Source organism: Luteimonas gilva, from assembly GCF_005239095.1.
Lineage (GTDB): Bacteria > Pseudomonadota > Gammaproteobacteria > Xanthomonadales > Xanthomonadaceae > Luteimonas_C > Luteimonas_C gilva.
On the sequence record NZ_SZUA01000002.1, the window covers coordinates 224,165 to 249,990 of the forward strand.

At 62.9% G+C, this 25,826-nt stretch carries 24 protein-coding genes and 2 pseudogenes; 17 read left to right on the top strand and 9 right to left on the bottom strand.

Annotated elements, in window-relative coordinates:
- Positions 1-32 precede the first annotated feature (32 nt).
- From FCE95_RS08975 to FCE95_RS09005, 6 genes and pseudogenes are all read left to right on the top strand, one after another.
- Positions 33-1,481 carry a YadA family autotransporter adhesin gene (locus tag FCE95_RS08975; RefSeq protein ID WP_137266691.1) on the top strand — a complete coding sequence of 483 codons (1,449 nt, stop codon included), beginning with the start codon at positions 33-35 and terminating at the stop codon, positions 1,479-1,481.
- A gap of 192 nt (positions 1,482-1,673) precedes the next feature.
- Positions 1,674-2,393 (top strand): annotated as a pseudogene (locus tag FCE95_RS17510) (hypothetical protein); the annotation flags it as partial.
- A gap of 99 nt (positions 2,394-2,492) precedes the next feature.
- Positions 2,493-3,038: pseudogene (locus tag FCE95_RS17485) on the top strand (YadA family autotransporter adhesin); the annotation flags it as partial.
- Between the two features lie 301 nt (positions 3,039-3,339).
- Positions 3,340-5,157, top strand: a complete 1,818-nt coding sequence (locus tag FCE95_RS08995; protein WP_189644702.1) for a YadA family autotransporter adhesin — start codon at positions 3,340-3,342, stop codon at positions 5,155-5,157.
- Between the two features lie 131 nt (positions 5,158-5,288).
- Positions 5,289-5,975: a dihydrofolate reductase family protein gene (locus FCE95_RS09000; RefSeq protein WP_189644703.1), complete on the top strand. Its 687-nt coding sequence runs from the start codon at positions 5,289-5,291 to the stop codon at positions 5,973-5,975.
- A gap of 116 nt (positions 5,976-6,091) precedes the next feature.
- Positions 6,092-6,403: a hypothetical protein gene (locus tag FCE95_RS09005; RefSeq protein WP_137266697.1), complete on the top strand. Its 312-nt coding sequence runs from the start codon at positions 6,092-6,094 to the stop codon at positions 6,401-6,403.
- Between the two features lie 104 nt (positions 6,404-6,507).
- Here FCE95_RS09005 and FCE95_RS09010 read toward each other — a convergent pair whose 3' ends face one another.
- From FCE95_RS09010 to FCE95_RS17100, 3 genes are all read right to left on the bottom strand, one after another.
- Complete coding sequence (locus tag FCE95_RS09010) at positions 6,508-7,665, bottom strand: Dyp-type peroxidase (RefSeq protein ID WP_223266835.1); 1,158 nt, start codon at positions 7,663-7,665, stop codon at positions 6,508-6,510.
- A 183-nt stretch (positions 7,666-7,848) separates the two neighbouring features.
- Entirely contained in the window at positions 7,849-8,019 is a 171-nt protein-coding gene (locus FCE95_RS17095; protein WP_189644704.1) for a hypothetical protein, read from the bottom strand.
- A gap of 115 nt (positions 8,020-8,134) precedes the next feature.
- Complete coding sequence (locus FCE95_RS17100) at positions 8,135-8,284, bottom strand: hypothetical protein (RefSeq protein WP_189644705.1); 150 nt, start codon at positions 8,282-8,284, stop codon at positions 8,135-8,137.
- A 442-nt stretch (positions 8,285-8,726) separates the two neighbouring features.
- On the opposite strand from FCE95_RS17100, the gene FCE95_RS09015 reads away from it, so the two are divergent.
- The 4 genes from FCE95_RS09015 (at position 8,727) to FCE95_RS09030 (ending at position 12,107) form a co-directional block, all read left to right on the top strand.
- Complete coding sequence (locus tag FCE95_RS09015; RefSeq protein WP_137266698.1) at positions 8,727-9,050, top strand: helix-turn-helix domain-containing protein; 324 nt, start codon at positions 8,727-8,729, stop codon at positions 9,048-9,050.
- Positions 9,050-9,922 (top strand): ImmA/IrrE family metallo-endopeptidase, encoded by an 873-nt coding sequence (locus FCE95_RS09020; protein WP_137266699.1) that lies wholly within the window; start codon positions 9,050-9,052, stop codon positions 9,920-9,922. The genes FCE95_RS09015 and FCE95_RS09020 overlap by 1 nt, the downstream gene beginning before the upstream one ends.
- 459 nt (positions 9,923-10,381) lie before the next feature.
- Positions 10,382-11,521: a PfkB family carbohydrate kinase gene (locus FCE95_RS09025; protein WP_223266836.1), complete on the top strand. Its 1,140-nt coding sequence runs from the start codon at positions 10,382-10,384 to the stop codon at positions 11,519-11,521.
- Complete coding sequence (locus FCE95_RS09030) at positions 11,514-12,107, top strand: 7-cyano-7-deazaguanine synthase (RefSeq protein ID WP_137266701.1); 594 nt, start codon at positions 11,514-11,516, stop codon at positions 12,105-12,107. Before FCE95_RS09025 ends, FCE95_RS09030 begins: the two co-directional genes overlap by 8 nt.
- Before the next feature lie 70 nt (positions 12,108-12,177).
- On the opposite strand, the gene FCE95_RS09035 is transcribed toward FCE95_RS09030, so the two are convergent.
- Positions 12,178-13,236, bottom strand: coding sequence for a hypothetical protein (locus tag FCE95_RS09035; RefSeq protein ID WP_137266702.1), 1,059 nt, complete (start codon positions 13,234-13,236; stop codon positions 12,178-12,180).
- A gap of 170 nt (positions 13,237-13,406) precedes the next feature.
- Between FCE95_RS09035 and FCE95_RS09040 the strand changes: the two genes are divergently transcribed.
- Complete coding sequence (locus FCE95_RS09040; protein WP_137266703.1) at positions 13,407-13,889, top strand: GNAT family N-acetyltransferase; 483 nt, start codon at positions 13,407-13,409, stop codon at positions 13,887-13,889.
- Between the two features lie 70 nt (positions 13,890-13,959).
- Here FCE95_RS09040 and FCE95_RS09045 read toward each other — a convergent pair whose 3' ends face one another.
- Entirely contained in the window at positions 13,960-14,739 is a 780-nt protein-coding gene (locus tag FCE95_RS09045; RefSeq protein WP_137266704.1) for an 8-oxoguanine DNA glycosylase, read from the bottom strand.
- Positions 14,740-14,741: 2 nt separating this feature from the next.
- Positions 14,742-15,404 carry a DNA adenine methylase gene (locus FCE95_RS09050; protein WP_137266705.1) on the bottom strand — a complete coding sequence of 221 codons (663 nt, stop codon included), beginning with the start codon at positions 15,402-15,404 and terminating at the stop codon, positions 14,742-14,744.
- 292 nt (positions 15,405-15,696) lie between these two features.
- Here FCE95_RS09050 and FCE95_RS09055 point away from each other — a divergent pair, with 292 nt between their 5' ends.
- From FCE95_RS09055 to FCE95_RS09070, 4 genes are all read left to right on the top strand, one after another.
- Positions 15,697-16,779 carry a two-component system sensor histidine kinase NtrB gene (locus FCE95_RS09055; protein ID WP_137266706.1) on the top strand — a complete coding sequence of 361 codons (1,083 nt, stop codon included), beginning with the start codon at positions 15,697-15,699 and terminating at the stop codon, positions 16,777-16,779.
- Positions 16,769-18,190 (top strand): nitrogen regulation protein NR(I), encoded by a 1,422-nt coding sequence (gene ntrC, locus FCE95_RS09060; protein WP_137266707.1) that lies wholly within the window; start codon positions 16,769-16,771, stop codon positions 18,188-18,190. The genes FCE95_RS09055 and ntrC overlap by 11 nt, the downstream gene beginning before the upstream one ends.
- Positions 18,191-18,530: 340 nt before the next feature.
- Positions 18,531-19,097, top strand: coding sequence for a superoxide dismutase family protein (locus tag FCE95_RS09065; protein ID WP_137266708.1), 567 nt, complete (start codon positions 18,531-18,533; stop codon positions 19,095-19,097).
- Between the two features lie 150 nt (positions 19,098-19,247).
- Positions 19,248-19,748, top strand: coding sequence for a GNAT family N-acetyltransferase (locus FCE95_RS09070; RefSeq protein ID WP_137266709.1), 501 nt, complete (start codon positions 19,248-19,250; stop codon positions 19,746-19,748).
- A 185-nt stretch (positions 19,749-19,933) separates the two neighbouring features.
- On the opposite strand, the gene FCE95_RS09075 is transcribed toward FCE95_RS09070, so the two are convergent.
- A complete protein-coding gene (locus FCE95_RS09075; RefSeq protein WP_137266710.1) occupies positions 19,934-20,812 on the bottom strand; it encodes a hypothetical protein in 879 nt (292 codons plus the stop codon).
- Between the two features lie 98 nt (positions 20,813-20,910).
- Between FCE95_RS09075 and FCE95_RS09080 the strand changes: the two genes are divergently transcribed.
- Positions 20,911-22,188: an acetyl-CoA C-acetyltransferase gene (locus tag FCE95_RS09080; protein ID WP_137266711.1), complete on the top strand. Its 1,278-nt coding sequence runs from the start codon at positions 20,911-20,913 to the stop codon at positions 22,186-22,188.
- Positions 22,189-22,333: 145 nt separating this feature from the next.
- Positions 22,334-23,356, top strand: a complete 1,023-nt coding sequence (locus FCE95_RS09085) for a DUF4349 domain-containing protein (protein ID WP_189644706.1) — start codon at positions 22,334-22,336, stop codon at positions 23,354-23,356.
- A 205-nt stretch (positions 23,357-23,561) separates the two neighbouring features.
- Here the strand turns inward: FCE95_RS09085 and FCE95_RS09090 are convergent, their stop codons facing one another.
- Together FCE95_RS09090 and FCE95_RS09095 are read right to left on the bottom strand one after the other, a co-directional pair.
- Positions 23,562-24,812 carry a heme biosynthesis HemY N-terminal domain-containing protein gene (locus FCE95_RS09090; RefSeq protein WP_137266713.1) on the bottom strand — a complete coding sequence of 417 codons (1,251 nt, stop codon included), beginning with the start codon at positions 24,810-24,812 and terminating at the stop codon, positions 23,562-23,564.
- A 17-nt stretch (positions 24,813-24,829) separates the two neighbouring features.
- The gene (locus FCE95_RS09095) at positions 24,830-25,825 is read right to left on the bottom strand and encodes a uroporphyrinogen-III C-methyltransferase (RefSeq protein ID WP_137266714.1); all 996 of its coding nucleotides are present in this window, start codon (positions 25,823-25,825) and stop codon (positions 24,830-24,832) included.
- Position 25,826: the final 1 nt, after the last annotated feature.

The following is a 25,826-nucleotide window of genomic DNA, read 5'->3' on the forward strand; positions in this document are numbered from 1 at the left end:
GACTTGCGGCCGTAGACCACGGGAGAGTCCACATGGGCATCAAACTGCATCTGCTCCATCCACCGGCCTTGTTGGCGGCTTTGCTGGCCGTATCGGCGTATGCCCCCGCCCACGCCGGTCAAACTTGTGACCTGAACGATAGCGACCCCATGACCGAAGACGCTGGCAGCAGCAGCGCGACCGGCACGGATGCGGTGGCTTGCGGCCACGGCAATACGGCCGATGGCGAAGACAGCAACGCTTTCGGTAACCAGAACGCGGCGGGCGGCGCGGCCAGCGCAGCCATCGGCTTCGATAACAAGGCCAATGGTCCCAATGCCACCGCAGTCGGCAACGTCAACGTCGCGTCCGGGGATTTGAGTACAGCCGTAGGCGCATTCAATAATGTGCTCGGATTTCAAGGCACGGCAGTCGGTGCTTTGAACACCATCGACGGCAGCAACAGTACTGCTATAGGCAACGATAATACTGTTACTGGCAATTTTGGTTTCGCGGCAGGTACTCTTAATAAAATCGAAGGCAACCGCGCCACGGCGGTCGGGTTCAGCAATACGGCAGGTGCGGATGCAAGCGCCGTCGGAAACGACAATATCGCCAGCGGCGATTCCAGCAACGCGTTCGGTCGCGGCAATGTGGCCAGCGGCGATTCCAGCAGCGCATTCGGAATCGCGAACTCGGCTACGGGCATCAACAGCAGCGCCGTCGGTGCGAGCAATACCGCTAGCGGCTTGAACAGCAGCGCTCTCGGAAATCTGGCCACTGCCAGCGGCGTGGCGAGCGTAGCCGTCGGCAGTTGGTTCGACGTCAATGGCAATGGCAGCCCCGATCCGGATATCGACACAGATCTGGACGGCATTTTCGAATCCAGCAGCGAGCGGACCACGGCTTTCGGTAACCAAGCTACGGCCGTTGGCCCCAGCGCTTGGGGATTCGCGGATCGCAGCGTTGCTTTGGGTAGCGGCGCCTTTGTGGAAAGCAACGCTGTCGGCGCAGTCGCCCTCGGCAGCGGTTCGCGGGCCGACCGCGAAAACACGGTTTCGGTCGGTGCGGCCGGTGCCGAACGCCAGATCACGAACGTCGCTGCCGGCGCCCAAGCGACCGACGCCGTCAACGTGCAGCAGATGCAGACCGGCGACGCGCAGACCTTGTCTTCGGCCAAGGCCTATACGGACCAGAAAGTCGCCAGCCTGGATTTTTCCGGCCTGAACAATCGTTTCGATCGACTGGAAAACCAAGTGGGCGCGCTGGACCGGCGCTTGAACCGCGTAGGCGCCTTGTCCGCCGCGCTCAGCCTGGCCACGCCGGATGCGCGCGTAGGCGGAGCCAATCAATTCAGCATGGGCGTGGGCAATTACCGCGGCACGCAGGCGCTGGCGGTCGGCTACAGCCGGTTGGTCTCTCCGCGGGCCGCGGTGCGCGTCAGCGCGGCCCTGGCCGGCAGCGACAGTGCGGCGGGCGTGGGCGTCAACCTGGGCTGGTAAGGGCGATGGCGATCCCCTCTCTCCTCGTAAATCGAAGAGAGAGGGGTGGGGGCTGGGGAAACTTAGGTCCGTAGCCAGGCCGTTCCTAAGCCGATCCTGAATTTCAGCAAATGGATTGGCCAGTTTTTTCGAGACCTCTCGTCCTGTAACGCACGGTCGACTTCGCGGCCGGCTTACTCACGGGAGAGACCCATGAACACCCAATTGAACTCGTTCCATAAGCCGGCGTTGTTGACGCTGGCGTTGTTGACCGCCCTGGCCTGTCGGCCTGTCCACGCCGGGGAGGTTTGCGAGGTCGCCGTCGGCGACCCGAATAGCGAATACGCCAGCAACAGTAGTGCTGCAGGCATCAATTCCTTTGCCTGCGGCGTGAGCAGCCAAGTCGTCGGCAACGACAGCGTGGCGCTCGGTTTCGATAACGGCGTGATCGGCGACAGCAATACGGCCGTAGGCGTCGGCAACGAAGCGTTCGGCTCCGAAAACAGCAGCGCGATGGGATTCGCCAATCACGCCACCGGCGCGTCCAGCAATGCGTTCGGCAACGGCAATAATGCTACTGCGGACTGGAGCAATGCCTTCGGCAGCAGCAACAACGCTACCGCGGAGTGGAGCAGCGCGATCGGCGGGAACAACCTCGCCGGCGGAAAGTTCAGCAGCGCTTTCGGCCGGTTCAACACGACCAACGGCGAGGGCAGCAACGCCTTCGGCATGTTGAATGTGACCGGCGGCGAGAACAGCAATGCGCTAGGCCGCAGCAATAATGCCATGGGCGATTCCAGTACGGCGGTCGGCGTCGCGAATTTGGCCGTGGGCAAGTACAGCAGCGCTTTGGGGGCGGACAATACGGCCAACGGCGCGTACAGCACCGCCTTGGGTAATTTCACGCAGGCGAAAGGAGATGCCGGCGTGGCCGTCGGCAGTTGGCACGACGCCAATGGCAATGGCGTGTTCGATTCGGACATCGACACCAACCAGGACGGAATTTTCGACGCGAGCAGCGAGCGCACCACGGCTTACGGCAAGGCATCCACCGCAGTCGGCCCGGGCGCTTGGGGCTATGCGGATGGCAGCGTCGCTTTGGGCGCCAGCGCTTTCGTGAACCGCGATGCCGCCAATAGCGTGGCCTTGGGCGCGGGTTCGGTGGCGGATCGGGCGAATACGGTGTCGGTCGGTTCGGCCGGCGCCGAGCGCCAGATCACCCACGTCGCGGCCGGCATCGCGCCGACCGACGCGGTGAACGTATCGCAGCTGCAAGGCGCGTTGGGCATGGCGGACCAGAAATTCGCCGCCATCGACGACCGCTTCGACCGCACCGACGCGCGCATCGGCCGCATCGGCGCCATGAGCGGCGCGCTCGCGGGCATGGCCATGAACAGCGCCAACCTCAGCGGCCGCAATCGCGTGGCCGTGGGCGTGGGTTCGCAAAGCGGGCGCCAGGCCTTCGCCTTCGGCTATCAGCGCGCCATCGGCAACGGCAATCGCGCCAGCGTTTCGCTGGGCGCGGCTTTCTCCGGCAGCGAAAGCACGATCAGCGGCGGCGCCGGCTACAGCTGGTAAGGCGTACCACACAGAGGGAAGCCGCGCGCGGCTTCCCTCATTCATATGTGACTGCATCAAGCGTGCGACGGCTACTTATAAGTAGCGTGTTCAGTCTCATGAATCGAAGCCATCGCGCTCAGCAAAAGCGATGGCCACTTTTTCGAACGACCTTCGTCCTTAAACGCACTCGTCGCCACATGCATGGCGCGGGTGGTCCAGACGATGGCCAGTTTTTTCCGGACTTTCGTCTTCTAACCAGCAGTGCGCCATGCCGACGCGGCAACGGTGCCGTCCTATCAAAACGAATGGAGAGTACGTAATGAAGATGTCCCGTTCCAAAACTCGCCCGGCAGCATTGGCGCTGGCCTTGTTAGCGGCTATGGCTGTTGTGCCGGCGTATGCGCAGTCGGTTTGTGATCTAACCGATGGCGACCCGATGGTCGAAAACACCGGCGGAAGCACTGCACCTTCCGCGCAAGCCACTGCTTGCGGTCTCAACGATGCTGCAACGGGTCAAGGAAGTTCAGCGATCGGTAGTGGCAACACTGCCAGTGGCCTGCAAAGCAGCGCGATTGGCTCTAACAATACGGCGAGCGATATTTTCGCTACGGCTATCGGCGTCGGCAATCAAGCCACTTTATTCGATGCTACTGCCATCGGTTCGTCCAATTTTGCCACGGGTAGGGACAGCACCGCGATTGGTAACGACAATATCGCTGCGGGCGATAGCAGCACGGCAATTGGCGAGGCTAATGGCGTTACCGGGGATTTCAATACGGCGGTGGGGACTCAAAATATAGTGGTGGGGAATAACAATTCCGCTTTCGGCTTTTCCAACAACATCGCCGGTCCGAACGGGGAGGCGTTCAACGACGCCACGGCCATCGGTAATTTGAATGTCGTGCAAGCCAATGCAGGCACTGCGGTCGGCACCAACAACCTAGTTCAGGGGGAAGGCGGCAGCGCGTTGGGCAACAACAACTTTGCGTTGGGCTTCGAGAGCAATGCGGTCGGTACACGCAACATTGCCTCTGCCGATGGCAGTACTTCGGTGGGTGTCACCAACGTTGCTGCTGGCGAACAGTCGAGTGCGGTCGGGTTCCAGAACACTTCTAATGGCATCCTCAGCGTCGCATCCGGCAGTCTGAATACGGCTAACGCCGACCGCTCTGCCGCTATGGGCGTGGGCAACCAATCCGATGGTCAAGGATCTACTGCGCTTGGCGTGGGCAACTTTGCTGGAGCCGATCTGAGTGCTGCGGTCGGAACCAACAATACGGCCACCGGGCTTGCCAGTGTCGCGTTCGGTTCTGGAAACACGGCCAATGGTGAGAACAGCGTAGCGGTCGGTTCGCAGAATACGGTCGATGGCGAAAGCGCTACGGTTTTGGGCGTGCGGAATGCGGTGACTGCTGGCAATACAGCCGTCGTCGGTGAGGCCAACCAAGTAACGGGTGCGGGTGCTTCGGTGTTGGGCGGCAACAATACGGTCAGCGGCTCGCGTTCGACGGCAATCGGTGCCGGCAATAGCGCTAGCGGCGATAATGCTACGGCCATCGGCGTCGGCAGCGAAGCGACTGGCGCGCGCAGCACCGCCATCGGCGTCGCGGCCCGGGCCACTGCCGACAATGCCATGGCATTGGGCAACGCTTCGGTAGCTGACCGTGCGAACACCATCTCCGTGGGCGCTGCAGGCGCCGAGCGTCAGGTCACCAACGTCGCCGCAGGCACTGCAGGTACGGATGCCGTCAACGTCGATCAGCTCGACAAGGGTGTCAAAACTGCGATCGTCACGTCCAATAACTACACCGATCAGCAGATCGCCAATCTGAATCTCGACTTCGGCGGCGCCTTGGATGGCTTCAAAAACGAAGTGAACGACAGGTTCGCGAAGTTCGATAAGCGCCTTAACGCCAATGGTGCGATGCAGTCTGCGATGGCTACGTCGAACGCCAGCTGCGCAGGCCAGAACAATGAGCATCGTATCTGTACTGGTTTCGGCTATCAGGGAAGTCAAATGGCGCTCTCGGTCGGTTACCAACAGCTGATCGACGAGAAGTCCACCTTCACCGTCAGCGGTGCGCTGGGCCGTCATGGCACCAGCACCGTCGGCGTCGGCTACGGCTTCGGCTGGTAATGAAGTGTCGGATGGTGCGGTTCACCGCCCCATCCGATGCCGAGCAACGTTTTGCTCCGGCGGCCCGACAGCGTGGTCTCTCCCCCGAGCCACTTTCGGCCGCCGGAGTCTCTTCTTCGTAGGCGATGGCCATGGTCCGTACCTTCAATCACAAAGCCGGTAGGGCGCAGGCGGCGGCGCCGCAATACGCCCGCCATTTGTGGCCTGGATCGGTCTACGCCTTTGAGCCGCGGGAACGGAGCAAGGCGTGGGTGCCGATGCGCCGGCTGAAGTACCAGGTTGCGGTCAGTGCCGACGGATATCTTTTGGAACCCGATGACGGATTCGAAATCTATCCGTCGCAGGACGATCCCGAGCAGTACCTGCACTCGCTGCATGCCTACGGCATCGTCCTGATGGGCCGTTGCGCTTATGAAGCCGCGAAACAGGCCGGCCACGACGATCCGTACCCGCACCTAATGAGCTATGTGTTCTCGCGCACGCAAGACGCGTTTGTTCATCCGCGCGTGGAAATGGTGCGCGAGTCCGCCGAGTCCTGGGTGCGCCGGATCAAGGCTTGTCCCGGCAAGGACATCTGCCTAGCGGGAGGCGCGCGTTTGGCAGCGTCGCTGTTCAAGGCGGGTTTGATCGACGAAGTGGTGTTGAAGCTCTATCCGATGATGCGCGGTTCGGGCCAGAAGTTGTTGTCGGATCTGGACGAACCCGTCGCATTGGGCTGGCAGCACAGCACCGCCTGCGAAGACGGCACCGTCACGCTCGGTTACGCCGTGCTGGCAGAGGACCAGCTGTCGCTGGAAGAAGAGAAGCGAGCTCCGTAAATCTGCATGCATAGGCCATCGGGGATTTCCAGATAGCCCTTAACCATGAGAACGACACGACATTTCGCTCTTGCGCGCCTGGCGCCGAAGCGGAAGACAACCAAGGAATCGAAAAAATGAAGAAGCTCCACACGTTCAACCTAATCCTTGGCGCGGGCGCCAGCCTGCTGGTGGGCGGCTGCCAGCGACCGCTGCATGCCGACTCCGCCGTGCTGAATGGCGCCGTGCCGCGCTGCCGGGTGATCCTGTCCGAAGCCCGAGCGGAATACCGCGAAGTGGCCAAGAAGGAATGCGAAGCAGTCACGACGCCCGAACAGCGCAAGCGGAGCGCGGGCTGCGCCATCATGGATTACATGCGGTTCTGCTCCGACGCCGTCATCGCGGGCCGCGGCCTGGCCGAGCCGCCCGTGGAAAGAATCGAAAAATAAGAACTCACAGCGTTGCGGGCGGCCCCTGTCTCTCCCGGCCGCTCCTTCCGCCGCGCGGCATCCTCTTCCCCGGTCGCCGCGCGGCGCCTTTTTTTTGGATGAAGCTATTGCGAAATAGGCGCGCTGGCTGGGGCAATGGCGAAACCATCCAGGAACGTAGCGGTCGGGACGAAGAACAAGGTGCCGGTGACCGGGCGGCTGACGTCGAGCAGCCGGTCGTAGTTGCCCTCGGGCAGGCCGATGAACATATTGCGCAGCATCCTCTCGATGGTGGATGGCGCACGCGCGTAACCGATGAAGTAGGTCCCGTACTCGTCGCCATCGATCCGGCCGAACGGCATGTTGTCGCGCAGGATCTTCAGCTCGCCGCCGTCGTCCTCGATGCTGGTCAATACGTTGTGCGCATAGCTCGGCTTGGCCGAGTCCTCCAGCTCGATGTCGTCCAGCTTGGTGCGGCCGATGATCTTCTCCTGCGCCTCGACCGGGATGGCGTTCCATGCCGCGAGGTCGTGCAGGTATTTCTGCACGATCACATAGCTCGAGCCGGCGTGCGGCGGATCTTCGTCGCCGACCAGCACGGCCTGTTCGGCTTCTTTGCCGCTGGGGTTTTCGGTACCGTCGACGAAGCCGAGCAGATCGCGCGCATCGAAATACCGGAAGCCGTGCACCTCGTCGACGACGTCGACCGCGTCGCCCAAACGCGCGCGTATCTGCCGCGCCAGCTCGAAGCACAAATCGATATGGCCCGCGCGGATGTGCAGGAGCAAGTCGCCCGGAGTGGATACGGCATGGCGCGCGCCCGCGCGCAGCTCCACGAACGGATGCAGGCCCGGCGGGCGCGACAGGCCGGTGAGCCGGTCCCAGGCCTCGGCGCCGATGCCGAGCACGCAAGACAGGCTGCGCTCCGCGTCGCGGAAGCAGACCGAACGCACGAAGCCGGAGAAGTCGGGCAGAAAGGCGCGTACCGCAGCTACGCTGGCGGCGTCCTGCTTGATCGCGAGCACCAGAAAGATCGCCGCGCGAGTCAACGGCGCGGCGACGGCTTGCGGGACGGGGACGTCTTGGACGGTCATGAGATCACCAACTCGATCCTGTGCGACGCGACCATCCGTGCCGGTGACCTGGAGCAGATCTTCCATTAGTTCAGCCAACCCATCCAGCTCAGCGGCCAACGCTTTCGTCGATTCCCTCGTGTCTACCGTTTGCTCTCGCCGCTTCGACAGCAGCCACTTGAGTATGTCTGAAAGAATCGGAATGCTCATGGGACGCAGCGCTCTGCCATGACCAAATCTCCAAGTCGAAGGTCGTGCGGTAGCTTGGGGCGGAAAGTAGCTGAGCCGCGCTCGATTGAGCAATGGTCAACCAGATCTGCCCGGCACGCACAGGTCCGCAGCACTGAAAAAAGAAGAGGGGGCCCGAAGGCCCCCTCTAGCTAGCGAATGCTATTACTTTTCCTTCCGCACGCCCTTAAAGGGCTTGTTGTCGGACTTCACGTCCATAAAGCGTCCGGAGTTGGTATCACGTTTCACAAAATGCCCAGACGGCGTTTGGGTCTGGGAGCGTTCACGGACGGCACCTTTGCGATGCCCGTCCCCTTTCGGCGGATTGGTAGCCATTTCTTGGTTCCTGTGTGTGTTGCGCTAGTAGGTAGATCCGCGGCGTTGTACCTACACTTTCTTCTCGATGGGCTGGGTAGCATTGCTGCTACCCAGCCATCTGCGTTAGACGACCTTACTTGTCGTCATCGCGCACCCAGATCGGCCAGGCTTTCAACCCCTTGGAGGCGGCGTGCAACTTCTTGCCGTTCTTCAAGGTGATGACAGGCCGGAAAATCAGCCTGTAACCGGGGCGATGGGGAGTCGTCGGTGTCTTGGTGGACATCGGCGTGGATCCTCATGGCAGAGGCATCCAACTAGAAACTCACGAGGAAATAGCGCAGCTATTGACAGACTGAGCGTTCAGAAACATAATTTTTCGTCTGCCTTGGCGGGCAGCCGCTTTTCCCCGCAAGACTGCACGATGCTGAATACCGTGCAAGTGCAGTTTTAACGAATAGGGTCGATTTACGAGATCGATCACCAGATTTCGGGTTGAAAAAGAGCTTTAACCACTATATCTAGGGCCCGGCCACAGTGCCGGGCCCTTTTCATTTACCTGAACATTAGCACTCTTCGTGACCGAGTGCCAGAAATTTCTGTCAGGCCATGTATTTTTGTTCGGTACGTCGAACAGAGCCGAGTCTGCCCCGCCTGTTCGGTGTTGTCAAACGGGAAGTTCGGTATAGTGGTAGTTGCCCAAACTTTACATAAATTGAACATTTCATATGACGACCAAACTGGGCGAGAAAATCAGGGAACTCCGCAAAGACAAGGAGATGACCTTAGAGACGCTGGCTGTGGCGGCCGGCATGAGTAAAAGCTACTTGTGGGAGCTTGAAAATCGACCAGCTCCACGCCCCTCTGCCGAAAAGCTGGATGCGCTCGCAAAAATATTAGGGCAACCCGTGGCTTATTTTTTGGAGGATGAAACCAGTACTCCTGAAGAGGCGCATGTAGATGAAGCCTTTTTTCGCAACTACAAAAATCTCGACGCAGGCGAAAAAGTGGTAATGCGAAAAATTATGGAGTCTTTTAAGAAGACGCCCTAATGATTGACGAGCTCACGCCTTCCAAAGCTGCCTATAAGTTCACGCATGTCTTAGACCTGTTTTCCCAGGTGCACGGGACCGCTCGTTTCCCCATCGATATTGTTGCACTCGCCATGGATGCTGCCAACCAATTCGGCTGGAAGGATCCGATCACACAGGTTGAAGCGGCCAATATTCAAAAGTTTGAAGGGGCGCTATTTGCGAACGATGAAAGGAGCAAATGGTGCCTGCTTTACAACAGTGCAATGAAATCGCCAGGCCGGATTCGCTTTACCCAAGCCCACGAACTTGGCCACTACGTTCTACACCGACAACAACGAAACGCTTTCAACTGCGCTGAGGACGACGTCGTCAATAGGGAGGCGCATGAAGCCACGATCGAAGCCCAAGCGGATTCCTTCGCAGCCACGTTGCTCATGCCGCTCAATGATTTTCGCAGTCAGATGAATGACGCGGAGAATTTTGAGGGGCTGGGGGCCTGCGCGGAGCGGTATGGCGTTTCCCTGACGGCCGCCACGTTGCGCTGGCTCAAGAATACAGATCGACAGGCCGTGCTGGTTGTGCATCGAGACGGCTATATGCGATGGGCCTACTCCAGCAACGCTGCCGCAAGGAACGGAGCGTTTTTTCGATCGCGCCAGCAACTTGTCGAAGTGCCTAGCCAATCGCTGGCGGCGAATGAGTTGGTTTTAACCGAGCGTACGGGGGTAGAGGTCTCCGCGAGGACTTGGTTCCCTCATGCGCCGGAGAATTTGGCCTTGCGGGAAATGAAGCTTACCGCGACCGACTACGACACGACGATGACCTTGTTAGTCCTTCCCCGGGGCATGAGTGCTTGGCCGCCCTGGCAGGATCGGGAGGTAGCTAGATAAGTGCAGGAATATCGCTAAGCAAGGCACTGTGTGTTGCTCCTGGAATATCACAATTGGAGGAACCGTGACTGGCTCAAACAAACCGAAAAGACCGGGTCGGAGCACCGCCCCAAGTCTCTGCAGCTCGTTGTCTTTCGATGCCACAGTGAATTCGCCTCAGCCCACCCAGATTGCCGCGCTGGCGATCGGGGAGGCCCTTGAGCTCTCGCTTATAAACAGCGGGCAAGGTGTCGTCGTTATGAAAGAAGGAACGATCGTTGGGACGCTAACCGGGGTGCGTGTCGCACAGCTTATCGACTGTATGAATTCCGGATTCGTATATAACGCTGTTGTCCGGAAACTCGACGGTGGCCAGTGCATCGTCCGCGTGGCGGTCCCGTGAGTCAGCTTGCCGTAGTAGGGGGCTCCTACTTGGAAGCTTGTTCCTCTCCGCGCTCGATTGTTTACCGCGGGAGTGGAGTGAGAGCCGCCTGCGTTCTTGCGGGCATGGGAAATACCGTTACGCTGCATACCGTGCTGGGTAATGAACTGGCAGGTGAGTTCGAACAGATCGCGTCGCTCAAAGGGTTTGCGCTCCAAGCTGCGAGGCGCGATCACGAAATCACATTCGTATATCAACACCCGCTGGGGGTGCCTGAGATCGACGGTGAATCTGTGGGGACGGAGCCCAGGAGCGCGATTAGCGCCGATGCTGCGCTGGTGTTTGGAATGATTGAAGGGCGGCCGATCGTGCATGGCGATCGCGTGGTGTACGACCCCCAAGACGGTGACCGAGCGGCGTCGTTCAGCTCCAATGGATCAAGCGCTAAAGAGTTGGCCATTGTCGCCTCACTGTCGGAGGCACGAAGTCTCTCGGGAAAGGAAACCCCAGAGGACGCAGCGTCAGAGCTCTTGAACCAAGGCGGGCACGTCGTCATCGTCAAATGCGGCATGCTCGGCGCGGTCGTCGCTACGGCGGCAGGACTGACATGGATCCGAGCATTTCCGACCGACTATGTCTGGAAGATCGGTTCGGGAGATGTATTCTCGGCCGCCTTTGCACACGCTTGGCTCGTCGAAGGTCTCGGCGTCCTGGACGCAGCCTGGTTCGCCTCCCGATGGGTCGCCGAATACGTCTCCACCCGGTGTGAGGCCCTAGGCGCGGCCGAACTAGAAAGGGTGCGGGCCGAGGCCGCCGCCCAGGCAATGCCTCGCAACCGTCCGACAATCAATCCTAAGCCGATCTACTTGGCCGGCCCGTTCTTCAATACGGCCCAACTGTGGCAAGTGGAGGAAGCCCGTACTGCATTGCATGACGCTGGTGTAGCGGTTTTTTCTCCGATCCATGACGTTGGCGAGGGCCCCGCTGACGAGGTGGCGCCGGAAGATCTTCGAGCGATAAGAGAATGCGGACTGGTACTGGCGCTTCTCGATGGGCTGGACGCCGGGACATTGTTTGAAGTGGGCTACGCTCGTGCACTGGGTATCCCCGTCGTTGCCATCGCCGAATCGGTAGAAGAGCAATCTCTAACGATGATCATCGGATCTGGGTGCATTGTTCGAAGTGACTTTTGCAGCGGTATATACGAAGCCTGTTGGCAGCTCCTAGTCGATGAATGAGCTGTTGCTGCTCTCAGGTGGCATCGATTCAACCGCGATTGCGGTTCTCAAACGTCCAGCCATCGCGCTTACTGTGGACTATGGTCAAAGGGCAGCGCCGGGCGAGATTACCGCCGCGAAAGCGATCTGCACAGAATTGGGGATTAGCCATGTCGTGCTTGCGGTCCCGCTTTCAAGCATAGGGCAAGGACTTATGGCTGGCGGAACGCGTTCGGTGCTGTCTGAAAGGGAGGAGTTCTGGCCTTTTCGTAACCAGCTTCTTCTCACCATTGGTGCGATGTACGCGGCGAGTAACTCTCTCACCCGTGTGCTCATAGGGACGGTGGCAACGGACGTTCGGCACCGCGATGGCTCTCGCAGTTTTCTGCGAGCTATGCACGAATTGATCAGCAGCCAGGAGGGTGGTATCGAGATTCAAGCGCCAGGTATCAATGAAGACACCCTGTCGTTGGTGCGACGGGCACAGGTGCCGGCATCGGTTTTAGGCTGGACCCATTCCTGCCACGCTGGATCTCTGGCTTGTGGCGCGTGTCCGGGCTGCGTAAAACATTCTGAAATCATGGAGGCCCTTGGCTGGAGCCGATGACGGCAAGAATTTTGCATATCGCCAGTATTTCTCCTCAGGAAACCGCGGAATATGGGCTCCGACTATTTCGTCACCGCCGAATCTGTGGCCTTTGTCGCCAAGCAAGCTCGACCAGCTCAGGAGTAATTGCTTCGCGAAGCACACGTAAAGCGTTGTCTGAGAATCGCTGATGCTTTTGTGATCCAAACTCGAAAATCATTACATTGGCAGCATCGTTGTCAATCTGCAGATGGTCCCGGACGGCCTTCGCCTTTGCGACAGTCAATCCAAGCTTGTCCGCAAGCGCTTTGGGGCTCCAGTGGTATTTCCTTTGTAGATCTACCTCACGGATGGCTGCCGCTCCCTCGGGATCATCGCCCGATACATAGCGAATTGCAGGAGCATCCTCAGCCTTTGTAATCCGCACACGCATCGTCGGCCCCTCGCCAGCAACATCAGTGGCTAGGGTCATGAGTCTCGGAAACACCCGCTCAATAGGCGTATCCGCCCTTATCGCTTCCTCGATCCGGTTTAGATCTCTTTGGGAGACTGAGACTTCCTCGCTCACGTGCGCCTCCATCGCGAGCAATGCCGTGATCCTGCCCCTCGCTTCATCCCGGGCTCGTCTACCGGGTGCCAGCAGCTCACGAATCTGGCCGTACTCCCTGTTGACCAGCAACATGAAGTCGGGGATCGGCTGAGTGGACAAAGGGAGAACCCGCAAGGGGAGATTGCCCGCCAGCGAGTCCTCGAAGTGCGCCTCGAGAATCTCATCAAGCGTGGTAATCAATGCCCTTGCGTTGATGTACAAGGCGTCTTCTGGTACCACGAGCATCCAGTGCTGGGCCTGGTCACGCATTGCGTCTATTACGCGCATCGAGCCAGCCTGCGTCGTCGTTAGCCACCCTTTTGAGTGAGCGACGTTCAGTGCTTTCTCAAGTCCGATCGAGGTACCCTTTTCCTTATCGAAGATGTTCTGACCCTTCTGAACCAGCAGCGCTTTGATCAACATTTCGCTGGCGTGCTGTAGTAGCAAGAGCACTGACTCTGGTCGCCCGTCGTCGTCGTGGCTGTTGAATGCCTCAAGCCCTCGTTTTAACGAAGCGAGGGATTTGGCCTTGAGAGTTCTAGCTTCACGCCTGAGTTTCATGAATCTCTCCGTAGCCCATAAACAAGGCTAACGACCCTTGTGGCTAAGATGAAGACGAGCGCCCCACGGCGGGTCACCAGGCTTGGCTATAGCCGAGAGGCCCAACAGCAGCTTGAGGGCCAAAGCCGGACCGGCGAGGATAGGCACTTCTATTCCGGTCAGGGCGCGTCATGTCCGAAATGACAGATCCGACCGAGGCATTGAAGTCCTTCCAAGAGTCCCTGCTGACTGGATCGCTGGAGCTGGAACGGGGCCGTCTGGACCCTGACGTCTACCTACACGTGGATAGGGCTGATGGGAAGCCTCGGTTCACCTATGTGCGTCTGGAAGGGCGAAAGGTGACCGCCTTGGCTTCCTTCGTACCAAACGGCTACTACCTCGGCCATCCAAACCTCGCTGCCGGGTATGCAGTTCTGGAGGCCTATCGCAATCAAGGTCTGGCAAAGGACATCCTGCGGGCCGGGATTGCCGAGCTGAGGAACGGCTTTAAAGGCCGACCGCCCTTTTATGTCGAAGCGGTGATTAGCGTCGACAACGCCGCTTCATTGAAGGTGGCTGCTGAGGTGCTTGGCGGGACGACCGTCGAGTTCAACGACGAAGCGTCAGGCAGACGCGCTATCCGCTACGCCAGGAAGTTTGATACCGGCCGGTGACGGAAGAACCACAGGCAACGGTGAATTCAAGGCACACATGTATGAGCAGAATGCACATGGGCGTACGCGCCTAGGCGGCCAGGGATTCATTTTGCTGCGCAAGTAGTCGTATAGGTAGCTCACCTGCCTCGCGCATGCCGTCCCATATCAGGCAATCCAAGGCAGCAGGCCGCAATTTAAGCGCTGCTGAGAACTGCAGGAACCGAGACTCCATCGAGAGATAGTCTCGCTCGATGCGGTCAGCTGTCGAAAATAGGCCGCAAAGTAGCCCTGCCCGAATCAGGTGAATATCGAGGATAGCCACTTCATCGGAGTCATAGACATTTCGGACGACCCAGCTTGACGTCTTGAATCCCACCCCTGGTAGCTGCATCAACAAGTCACGAATGGTTCGAGCATCCTTCCCCTCCAAACGTAGCTCGGAGATGCGTTGCATTGCCGTGGCAAGGAACTTCGCCTTCTGATTCGGATAACGGTAGTGAATCTTACGGCCGTTGATCTCGAGGGGGAGGTGCAACTCAGCTGCCCAAGCGTCGACGCTCTGTTCTCGGTTGGCAATAAGGCCGGAGCGCTCACAAGCCTCAAACGCGGCGATATTGAGTTCAGCGGTGATTCCGAACCCCCCGAGCAAACAGAACACAAGCTCCTCGACAACGCCCTGCCTGGCGCGATAGTCGCTGGAGCTCGTTGAATCCATGTGCAGCATCCAGGCCTGGGTTAGCCAGTAAGCTGGAGTGAAAACCACCCAGGGTTCTCCCCATCGCACTCCTGGCATCACCTCTTCATCCGCTGCCGGGAGGTAGCGCTCGACGTAGGCTGAATCCAACGGCAATGCGACTTTCCGCATCATGTTCAAACCTCCAGTTTTTCTTGGAGCCAATGGAGCAAGGCATGCTGTTCGTGTGGCGAAAGCGAATCAATGCGACGCGTTAGTCGTTCCCGGCGCCGGAAGATGACCTCGCGTTCGCGAAAGTTCCGACCCAAATGCCTGGGGTCGTGCAACTGAACCGGCGGTTCGAAGTTGAACCAGACGACCTCCTGACGCAGCCCGTCATGCGCCTTCGCCAGAAAAGAACGGCGATTCCAGTCACGAAGCCAGTAGTCATAGAGGGAAGAGGAATATCCTGAGACCATCACGTGGCACTGCTGCTTCAGCAGAGTTGCTAAGAGCCGCTCGTGGTCTCGCTCGGTATAGTCAAATCGGTACACGCGCTGCCGTTTTCGCGTGGACGGTAGGTACGGCGGGTCGACGTAGATCAGAGAGCCTGGATCCAACGCGCTGTCGCCCAGCCAAATCACGGCGTCCGCTTCGACCAGCTCAAAAGGAAGCGGCCCTTGGGCACGCCACTGGGCAATCACGCTTGGATCTATTTCTATTCCGATCTGCCGCTCAGCCCGTCGTTTCCGGCGCATGACCGCACCACTGCCCAGGTGTGTTTCCACATAGGTCGTGTGCCGCGGCATCAAGTTGATGAGCTGGGGATAGCTACGCCCCTTGCCGCCGGGATATCGCATGAGGCCAAGCCTCGCCAAATCTGGCGAGGATGTCAAGCGACCACTTACGTCGAGCCAACCCATCCGCGAAAGGAGTCGCGGTCCAGCAGCGCTCCAAGACTGAGACCCTCGAACCTGAACACGCGTCGTTCGGTAAAGGCGTCATCCTTCAGCCGAAGAGGGGATCTCTAGGTCTAGGTGTCCGCAAAAAAGACTGAAGTTTGTTTTCCGCTACAAACTTCGGTGTTTTGCCCACAAGCCAACACATCGAAATCCTGAGGAAAGGGCGGCGTTATTGCACTATATTGGTGCAATGCCGCCCGGCCCCATTCTCCCGCCGAACTTGGACCGTCTGGCCACGCCTTTGGCCTGGGCCGATGCTTCGGGCCATATCGCCGGCTGCAATGCGGCTTTCGGCCGCTGGCTCGGAATCAGCGCTCGGCGCCTGATCGACCAACCGCTGGCCGCGCTGGAAACCGAGGGCGATGCCTTGCGCCGCGCCTTGTCGGTGCAAACCGTCGACGACGAGCCGTCGCGGTTGCGCCGCATCGCCCTGGCTTACCTGGGCGGAGAACCGCGTTTCGCCGACGTTTGGCTCAGCCGGGAAGAAGACGGCTGGTGGCTCGAAGTGCATCCGGTCGACGAATTCCCGGGCGAGGATCCCGCCATCGTTTTGCCCGGCGCTTTGTCGGCGGCGCTGAAAGGTTTGGCGCACGAACTGCGCAATCCGCTGGCGGGCTTGAAAGGCGCGGCCCAGCTGCTGGCGCGTCGCGGCCAAGACGAGAACGGATCCTTCGACGCCAACACCCGCGAGCTGACCGGATTGATCGAATCGGAAGTCGATCGCCTGGCCGAATTGCTCGACCGCCTGCTCTCGCCGACGCCGCCGGCCGCGCACGCTCCGCTCAATATCCATGTCTCGCTGGAAAAAGTCCTGCGTCTGGCCGAAAGCGATGCCGGTTGGGCGGTGCGGCTGGTGCGCGATTACGACCCCAGCCTGCCCGAACTGCAAGGCGATGCGGACCGCCTGACCCAGGCGATCTGGAACCTGGTGCGCAACGCGATCGAAGCCGGCGCCGCCAACGTCAGCTTGCGCACGCGAGCCGAGCACGGCGTGCGCATCGGCGATGCCCTGCACGCGCTGGCGTTGCGCTTGGAAATCGTCGACGACGGCCGCGGCGTGCCGGAAGACTTGACCGAGCGCCTGTTCCTGCCGCTGGTCAGCGGCCGCGCCGACGGCAGCGGTTTGGGCCTGGCGCTGGCGCAACAGATCGCGCGCGAGCATGGCGGTTCGCTGACCTATCGTTCGCGCCCCGGCCATACCGTGTTCACGCTGCTGCTGCCGCTGCAGCCGGAAGAGCAAAACGCAGAGGAGATCGCGGCCGATGGCGAATGAGGCGGCCCGGATCTGGGTAGTGGACGACGATCGCGCGGTGCGCTTCGTACTGGCGACCGCATTGCGCGAGGCCGGTTTCGAAGTCGACGGCTTCGATTCGGCGCAGTCCGCGCTGGACGCTCTGCGTTCGCGCCCCGCGCCGGACCTGCTGTTCACCGACGTGCGCATGCCCGGCGACGACGGCTTGGTGCTGCTCGACAAACTGAAGACGGCGCATCCGCGCTTGCCGGTGATCGTGATGTCGGCCTACACCGACATCGCCAGCACCGCCGGCGCCTTCCGCGGCGGCGCGCACGAATTCCTGTCCAAGCCTTTCGATCTGGACGATGCGGTGGCCCTGGCCGAGCGCGTGCTGCCGAATGCGGCGGCCGACAACCACGCCTCGGCCGAAGCGCCCGCCGACGGTGCGGCGCAGGCCGAAACCCTGATCGGCGGCACGCCGGCGATGCGCGCGCTGTTCCGCAGCATCGGACGCCTGGCGCAGGCGCCCGTGTCGGTGCTGATCACCGGCGAAACCGGCACCGGCAAGGAATTGGTGGCGCGCGCCCTGCATCGGGAATCGCCGCGCGCGCGCAAGCCTTTCGTGGCGTTGAATACGGCGGCGATCCCGAGCGAGTTGCTGGAGAGCGAATTGTTCGGCCACGAAGCCGGCGCGTTCACCGGCGCTTCGAGGCGCCACATCGGCCGCTTCGAGCAGGCGGACGGCGGCACGCTGTTCCTGGACGAAATCGGCGACATGCCTTTGCCGCTGCAGACGCGTTTGTTGAGGGTGCTGGCCGAGAACGAATTCTTCCGCGTCGGCGGACGCGAGCTGATCCGCGTCGACGTGCGGGTGATCGCGGCGACGCACCAGCCGTTGGAAAGCTTGGTCGCCGACGGCCGTTTCCGCGCCGATTTGCTGCATCGTCTGGACGTGGTCCGCCTGCGGTTGCCGCCGCTGCGCGAACGCCGCGACGATGTGCCCAAACTCGCCGAGGTCTTCCTGCAATCGGCCGCGCGCAAGCTCGGCGCGCCGGCCAAGCGCTTCAGCAAGCAGGCGCTGGAGCGCCTGCAAGCGCACGACTGGCCCGGCAACGTGCGCGAATTGGAAAACCTGTGCTGGCGCTTGGCCGCGATGGCACCGGGCGAAGCGATCTCCCGGGCCGACGTGGACGAAGCGCTCGCGGCGAGACCCTTCGCCGCGGCCGAATCGGCGACGGCCTGGGAAGCCGCGCTCTCGGCGTGGGCGCGCGCCCAACTCGCCGAAGGCAACGAGGGCATCCATGCCGATGCCCGCGAGCGCTTCGACCGCGCCTTGCTGGAAGCCGCGTTGGCGCACACGGGCGGCCGCCGCAGCGAAGCGGCGGTGCGTCTTGGCCTTGGCCGCAATACGCTGACCCGCAAGCTCGGCCCGGGCCGCAAGCGGCGTTGAGGCATCGCGCTTTGTAGAGCTGAGCTTGCTCCGCTGCTTTTGCTTTAGTTCTTCGTAGGAGCGGCTTTAGCCGCGAGCTCTTTCCTTCAAAATCGCGACATCGCAGGATTTGACAGAAAGAGCTCGCGGCTAAAGCCGCTCCTACGAAGAGCAGCGGCAAGAGCAGCGGCAAGAGCAGCGGCAAGAGCAGCGGCAAGAGCAGCGGCAAGAGCAGCGGCAAGAGCAGCGGCAAGAGCAGCGGGGCAAGCCCCGCTCTACAAAGCGAAGGGTCGGTGCCGGGCTTCATTGCGCCTCTACTCGGCCGGCACTAGCCTTGCCGAGTCCCTTCAGGAGCCCCGCCATGAAAACCACCCTCGTTTCGCTTGCGATCGCGTCGGCCGTACTGGCCGGTTGCAGCAGCACGCCTTCGCCGTCCGCTTCCGCGCCGTCCGCGCCCGCGGCCAAAAGCACGGCGCAATCGGCGCGGGTGAATCTGGCTTCCGCTTCGGGCAGCTTGGTCAGCGGCACGCTGACGGTGACGCCGATGGGCGACGGCGTGCACGTGGCCGGCGAGATCGGCGGCCTCCCTCCGGGCAGCACGCACGGCTTCCACATCCATGAGAAGGGCGATTGCAGCGCGGCCGACGCGTCCAGCGCGGGCGGTCATTTCAATCCCGCCGGCAGCGCGCACGGCAAAGCCGGCGCGGGCGCGCATCACGCCGGCGATGCCGACAATCTCATCGCCGACGCCAACGGCGTGGCCAAGGTCGACGCGCATTTCGGCGGCGTCACCTTGGGCGGCGGCGCGGCCAACGACGTCGCCGGCAAAGCGGTGATCGTGCACGCCTCGCCCGACGACTACAAAAGCCAACCGGCCGGCAACGCCGGCGCGCGCGTGGCTTGCGGGATCATTACCGTCGCCAAGTAGGCCCGCGATCGCAGCCTTCGCTTTGTAGAGCGGAGCTTGCTCCGCTGCTTTGCGCTCTTTGTAGGAGCGGCTTTAGCCGCGAGCTTTTTCGGCGATCTCGGCGAGAGCGAAGAGCTCGCGGCTAAAGCCGCTCCCACATAAGATGAGCGCATGAACGCCGCCCTCCGCATCCGCCCCGCCGAAACTTCCGATCTCGACTGGCTGGCCGAGGGCGCGCAAGCGATGGCCTGGGAAACCGAATACAAGCGCTTGGATCCGGACACACTGCGCGCCGGCATCGCCGCCGGCTTGGCCGACGCGGCCAAGGCCCGCTATTTCATCGCGATGCAGGATCTGCCGCTCGCCGGCGCCGAAACGGTGGGCATGCCGGTCGGCACCTTGATGCTGACCCAGGAGTGGAGCGATTGGCGCAATGGCGATTGGTGGTGGATCCAGAGCGTCTACGTGCCGCCGGAGCATCGCCGCAAAGGCGTATTCGCCGCTTTGTACAAGCACGTCCGAGAACTGGCTCGCGCCGATCCGAACGTGATCGGGCTGCGTCTGTACGTGGAAAAGGAAAACGAGACCGCCCAGCGTACCTATTCTTCGCTGGGCATGGCCGATGCGGGTTATCTGATCTGCGAAGACGAGTTCGAGCGCGCGACGCGTTGAGCCGATGCTTTTTTGCTTTGTAGAGCGGGGTTTGCTCCGCTGCTGTTGCTCTTGTGGGAGCGGCTTTAGCCGCGAGCTCTTTCGATCCACAAACGATGATGGAAAAGCTCGCGGCTAAAGCCGCTCCCACAAGAGCCGGAGTCAAGGCAGCGGAGCAAGCTCCGCTCTACAAAGCGACGGTGGCGCTACAGATCCGCGGCGGTTTCGTCGCCGCAATGCACGAACGTCACCGGCACGCCGTGCGCCTGCAGCACCGCGGCGAATTGGCGTTGCCGCGCTTCGAAATGGGCGAAGCGGCGCGCCAGCAGTTCCGCATCGATCGACGCGTCGCCGTGGTAGCGCCGGCGCCAGGCGTCCGGAGCGAACAAGGCGATGTTCGCCTCGCCGCCGGCGTAGCGCAGCAAAGGTTCGGGCGGCGCGTCGAGCAGGATTTCTTCCTGCGGCGCCAGCAAGGCGGTTTCCAGCACCGGCCACAAAGGTTCCAGGCCTTGGTGGCCGTATTGCAGCGCGGTCATCGCCGCCAGGTCGTGCACGGTGAGATAGCGCGCGTGTTCGATCCGGCAGCCGAACGCTTCCTGCGCCAACAACGCCGTCTCGGCCTGGGCCATGCCGCGGTCGAACAGGATCCGTTCGAAAGCCTCGCCGACCTCGGCCGCACCGGACCCGGTCAGCAGGAAAGGCAGCACGCGCAGGCTGCCGCCTTGCAAAGCGGACTCGGCCTGCAGCGGCTGCGGCACGCGGCCGTGTTCGTCGGCGCCGAAGGCGATCACGCGCGGACCGTCGTGCCGGCCGGGCGCGCGCCGGCGCAATTCGTCCAGGCGCCGATGCAGCGGCCAGCCGGGACGCAGGACCTCGGCCGGATCGAAATGCGCCGCGGCGAACGCCAGTTCCAGCCCGCTCGCCTCGGGAACCAGCGCGGCCAGGTCGCGGCCGAGCAAGCCGGCCAGCGCGCCCGCATCGGCCTGGCGCAAGGCTTCGCGCCCCGGTCGCGCGTCGGGCGAGAGTTCCAGCGCGATCACGCCGAAAACGTGAGTGGCGTCGGCATCGGCGGCGGAGGCGGTCATCGGCGGATTTCGTGATTGGCCGTGCACGGGCGCGGCGTTAGACTTGCGCGACATTATGGCCCGCCAAGGTCGGCGGGTCCTCGCAGCGAGGTCCTCCGATGTTGCAAGGCCGCCCCGTCGCCGTGCTCGGCGGCGTCCGCATTCCCTTCTGCCGCCAGAACACCGCCTATGCCGACGTCGGCAACCTGGGCATGTCGGTCCGCACGCTCGGCGCCCTGGTCGAAAAATTCGGCTTGCACGGGCAGCAATTGGGCGAAGTGGCGATGGGTGCGGTGATCAAGCATTCCAGCGACTGGAACCTGGGCCGCGAAGCGGCGCTGTCGTCGGGACTGTCGCCGCTGACGCCGGGCATCACCCTGCAGCGCGCCTGCGGCACCTCGCTGGACAGCATCATCACCATCGGCAACAAGATCGCCACGGGCCAGATCGAAGCCGGCATCGGCGGCGGCAGCGATACCACCTCCGACGTGCCGATCGTGTACGGCCAGAAGCTGCGCCGGCGGATCCTGGCCGCGGCCGCGGCCAAGACCACGAAAGACAAGATCGCCCAGTTCAAAGGCTTCCACTTCCGCGAACTGAAACCCGATTTCCCGGGCGTGGCCGAGCCGCGCACCGGCAAGTCGATGGGCGAGCACTGCGAGGACATGGCCAAGCAGTGGAACATCTCGCGCGATTCGCAGGACGAACTGGCGGTCGCCTCGCACCACAAATTGGCCGCGGCCTACGAGCGCGGTTTCTTCGACGATCTGGTCGTCAGCTTCCGCGGCGTGTCGCGCGACAACATCCTGCGCCCGGACACCTCGCTGGAGAAACTGGCGACGCTGAAGCCGGCCTTCGACAAGACTTCCGGCCGCGGCACGCTCACCGCCGGCAATTCGACGCCGCTCACCGACGGCGCCGCGGCTTGCCTGCTGTCCACCGACGAGTGGGCGCAGGCGCACGGCCACGAAGTGCTGTGCCATATCCGCGACGCGCAAGTCGCCGCGGTGGATTTCGTCCACGGCGAAGGCCTGCTGATGGCGCCGACCATCGCGGTGCCGGAAATGCTCAAGCGCAACGGGCTGACCTTGCAGGATTTCGACATCTACGAAATCCACGAGGCCTTCGCCGCGCAGGTGCTGTGCACGCTGCGCGCCTGGGAGAGCGAGGAATACTGCAAGAACCGGCTCGGCTTGGATGCGCCGATGGGGCGGATCGATCCGGCCAAGATCAACCCGAACGGTTCCTCGCTGGCCGCCGGCCATCCCTTCGCCGCGACGGGCGCGCGCATCGTCGCCACCGCCGCCAAGGAATTGAAGGAACGCGGCGGCGGCCGCTGCCTGGTGTCGATCTGCACCGCGGGCGGCATGGGCGTGGTGGCGATCCTCGAGCGTTGATGCGGTAGCCCGGGTGGAGCGAAGCGATACCCGGGAAACACGTCGCGACCCGTTCCCGGGTATCGCTTCGCTCCACCCGGGCTACAACCCCATTTAGCTTGCAGGCGCGTTTGCACCAGCTCCTTCCATCGAGCAGGGGCGACACGTGCATCGGAACACCAGAACGGGTTTAGCGCTGGCTACGGCGATCGCGCTGGCTTTGGCGGCCTGCAGCAAACATGCGCCGGAGGCCGAATCGGCGGCGGATGCGGCCGTAGTCGCGGCCGCGGCGCCTGCAGCGCCCCCGGCGCCCGAGCCGACCTCGGGCGGCGGTATGGATAAGCGCATGCAGGAACAGGCGCAGCGGGTCGACCAAGACGCGCCGACCGCGCAGCAGATGACGTCCAGCGCCGCGACCTACACCGACGCGCGGCGCAAATTCATCCGCACCGCGCGCGCGCAATTCCGGGTCGCGGACGTGTACCGGTCGGCGTTGGCCATCGAGGACGTGGCCGCGGCGCAGGGCGGTTTCGTGATCCGCAACGACATCTCCGCGCAAACCGGCGCCGTGCAAAGCCGGCCGATGGGCGAAGGCAAATTGCTGGAGCTGGCCGAATACACCGTGCGCGGCGAAGTCGCGGTGCGCGTGCCCAGCGACAAGACCCAGGATTTCCTGCGCGCGATCGTCGGCCAGATGGAATTCCTCGACAGCCGCAATTTCGAAGCGATGGACGCGCAGTTCCAACTCCTGCGGCAACAGCTGGCCTACCAGCGCAGCCAGGAGACCCAGCAGGAATTGGGCGCGGCGACGGCGCAGGGCGGCAAGCTCGGCCAGAAGGCGGACGCCATCGCCGCGCGCGGCGACGCCAAACTCGCCCGCGACGAGGCGCTGGTCGCGCAGAAGGAATTCGAAGACCGGGTGGAGTTCAGCACCCTCCAGTTGTCGCTGTACCAAGCGCCGCGGATCCGCCGGACCGAGCTGACCGATGTCGAAGCGGTATTCGAACAGAACAGCCCCGGTTTCTTCGCAAGATTGGGCAGCTCGCTCAGCATCGGTTGGCACGGCGCGCTCAATGCGTTGGTCGAGCTAGCCAAGCTTTGGCCGCTGTGGTTGGCAGCAGTCGCGGCGTTCTTTGTCTATCGCAGGTTCTTCAAGCGTGCGCGTGCTTCGGATCGAAGCAAAGCGTAGTCGCCGATGGCGACGTTGGGCCCCTCTCCCACCGGGAGAGGGGTTGGGGTGCGGGTTCGGTGTGCGTGGACGCTGAAATCTCGCCGTATGCGGCACGCCAGCGCAGACGAATTCTCGCTGTCGGCTGCTTCATCGCTCCGCCGAACGCTCGTCCGCCCTTCAGGCGCCTTCTCGGAGGGAGAAGGAAGAGCAACTTCGACGCGGTCTATCCGCGCAGCCGCGGCACGCCGTGCTCGTCGCGTTCTTCGACCGCGGCTTGATCCTGGATGCGCTGGCGCAAATCGCGGCCCGGCAGTTCCTGCGCGGGTTCGTTGCGCGCGGCGCGCAAGGCGTTGGCGTAGCTCAGGCGCGCGCGGGTCTCGTCGCCGACCGCGGCGAAACCATGGCCGAGTTCTTCCCAGGCTTCGCCGCCGGCGCCCTGCGCCAACGCGCGGTGCAGGTATTCCTCGGCTTGCGGCCATTGGTTCTGCGCGCGCGCCACGCGCGCCAGCGCGACCAGCAGCGCGGGGCTGGAAGGGTGCGTTTGCAGCCAGCGCTCGGCGTTGGCGCGGCGCGCGTCGAGGCGGCCGATCGGCAGGCGGCCGTACAGCGCCGCGAGCGATTCGGACCAGCGCGCGTCCAAGGCTTGTTCCAGGCTTTTCGCCGCCGCTTCGTCCCAGCGCAGCGCGGCGGCGCGCTCGGCGTAGGCGGCGACGACGTCGGGCTCGCTTTTCGCGGCTTTCGGCAAGGTTTCCCAGCGCTCGGCCAGCACGTTCGCATCCGCCGCTTGGCGCAGCGAAGCTTCGGCCCAGCGCGTTTGCATGCCGTCGAGGCGTTCGCCGGGCAAAGCGTTCTGTTGGCGCATCGGACCGAGCAAACCGTAAGCCTGCCCGGCCTGGCCCGAAGCGGCTAGCGCTTCGGCGCGCAAGGCGAGGCCGCGCGGGGGCAGCGGTTGCGCGGCGGACGCATCGAGCGCGGTCAAGGCGTCGAGCGGACGCTGTTGCGACAGCGCGCGTTCGGCCGTGGCGATCGCCCGCGCCGCCGGATGCTTGTCGCCGAGCAAATCGATCTGCCGTTGCGCCGCGTCCGCGTCGCCGCGCGCATCCGCGGCGCGTGCGGCGGCGATGCGGGCCGCCGCTTCCGCTTGCCCGTCTTCCGCGGCCTGGTTAAGCAGTTTTTCCGCGCGCGCCCAATGGCCTTGGTGCAGCGCGTTCAGGCCGTCGGCCAGGCGCGCCCGCGATTGCCGATGGCGCATGCCGCGCCAGGCGCGGAACGGCAGCATCAGCAGCGTCCACAGGATCCACAGCGCGAACAGCGCGCCGAGCAGGATCAACACGCCCGAAGTGACCGTGGTCGTGTAGTCGTTGCCGCGGTAGCGGACCAGCACATAGCCGGGATCCTGCAGCAGCAATTGCGCGATCAGCGCGCCGATCACGGCCAGGACCAGCCAGAACAGGATATTGCGGAACAAATTCATCGGTTTCCTCGCGGTGTTCAGCGCGCGCCGCGCAAGGTCCGCAGTTGCTGCAGGGTGGTGCCCAGCACCGGCAAGCGCAGCGACAGCGGCAAGGCCTGCAACCGGCGCACGGTGTCGCGGCGCGCGCGCCGTTCCGCGGAGTCTGGCCACAAGCGCGTGAGCCAGGCGTCGACGCGCCGCAAGGCGGTGCGGTAGCCCGCCGCATCGCGGCGTTCCAGCGCCGCGCGGGCCAGGGTCAGTTCGAGCTGCAGCGCGGCCAGTCCGGCGGCGCGATCGGCGGTTTCGACGATCACGCTGCCTTGGGTGGGACGCACTTCGACGATGCGTCCGAACGCCCGCCGCCACCACGGCAGTCGCGACGGTTCGATCGCGCTCGCGCGTTCGGGCAGCGATTGCAAGGTCGCGGCGAAGACCTCCAAGCGGCCGGCGGCGACGCTGCGCGGATCGGCGCCGACGGCGTCCAGCGCCGCGCGTTCCTGCGCCAAGGTTTGGCGCAAGCTCAAATAAGCCGGATCGTCGATGCCGTCCAGCAGCCCCGCCGCCAAGGCGTAACTGCGGCGCGCGCCGTCCAGGTCGGAGTTCAGGTCCAGGCGCTGCGCGGCGCTGGTCAGCAGCATTTCCACTTCGTCGACGCGCAAGGCCTGCGCGCCGTGGCGGTCGGGATCGGCCAGCTTGGACACGTTGTCTTCCAGCAGCGCCGCGCGCTGGCCGATGCCGAGCAATTCGTCGCGCAGCACGCGGTTGGTGGCGTCGGCCTGTTGCTGGCGCTGCGCTTGCGAGCGCAGGTCGCGGCGCAAGGCGTTCACGCTTTCCTCGATCAAAGCGACGCGTTGTTCGGCGTCCACGATCTGCGCGCGCGCATCGGCTTCGTGCGATCGCCAGCTGCGCCATCCGTACCAGCCCGCGAAGGCGAGCAGCGCCAACAAAACCAGCCAAAGCCAGCCGAAGCCGGAGCGTCGCGGGGCGGGAGGAGCGGGATCGTTCACGTTACGGTTCTTCGCGGGGTGGCCCATG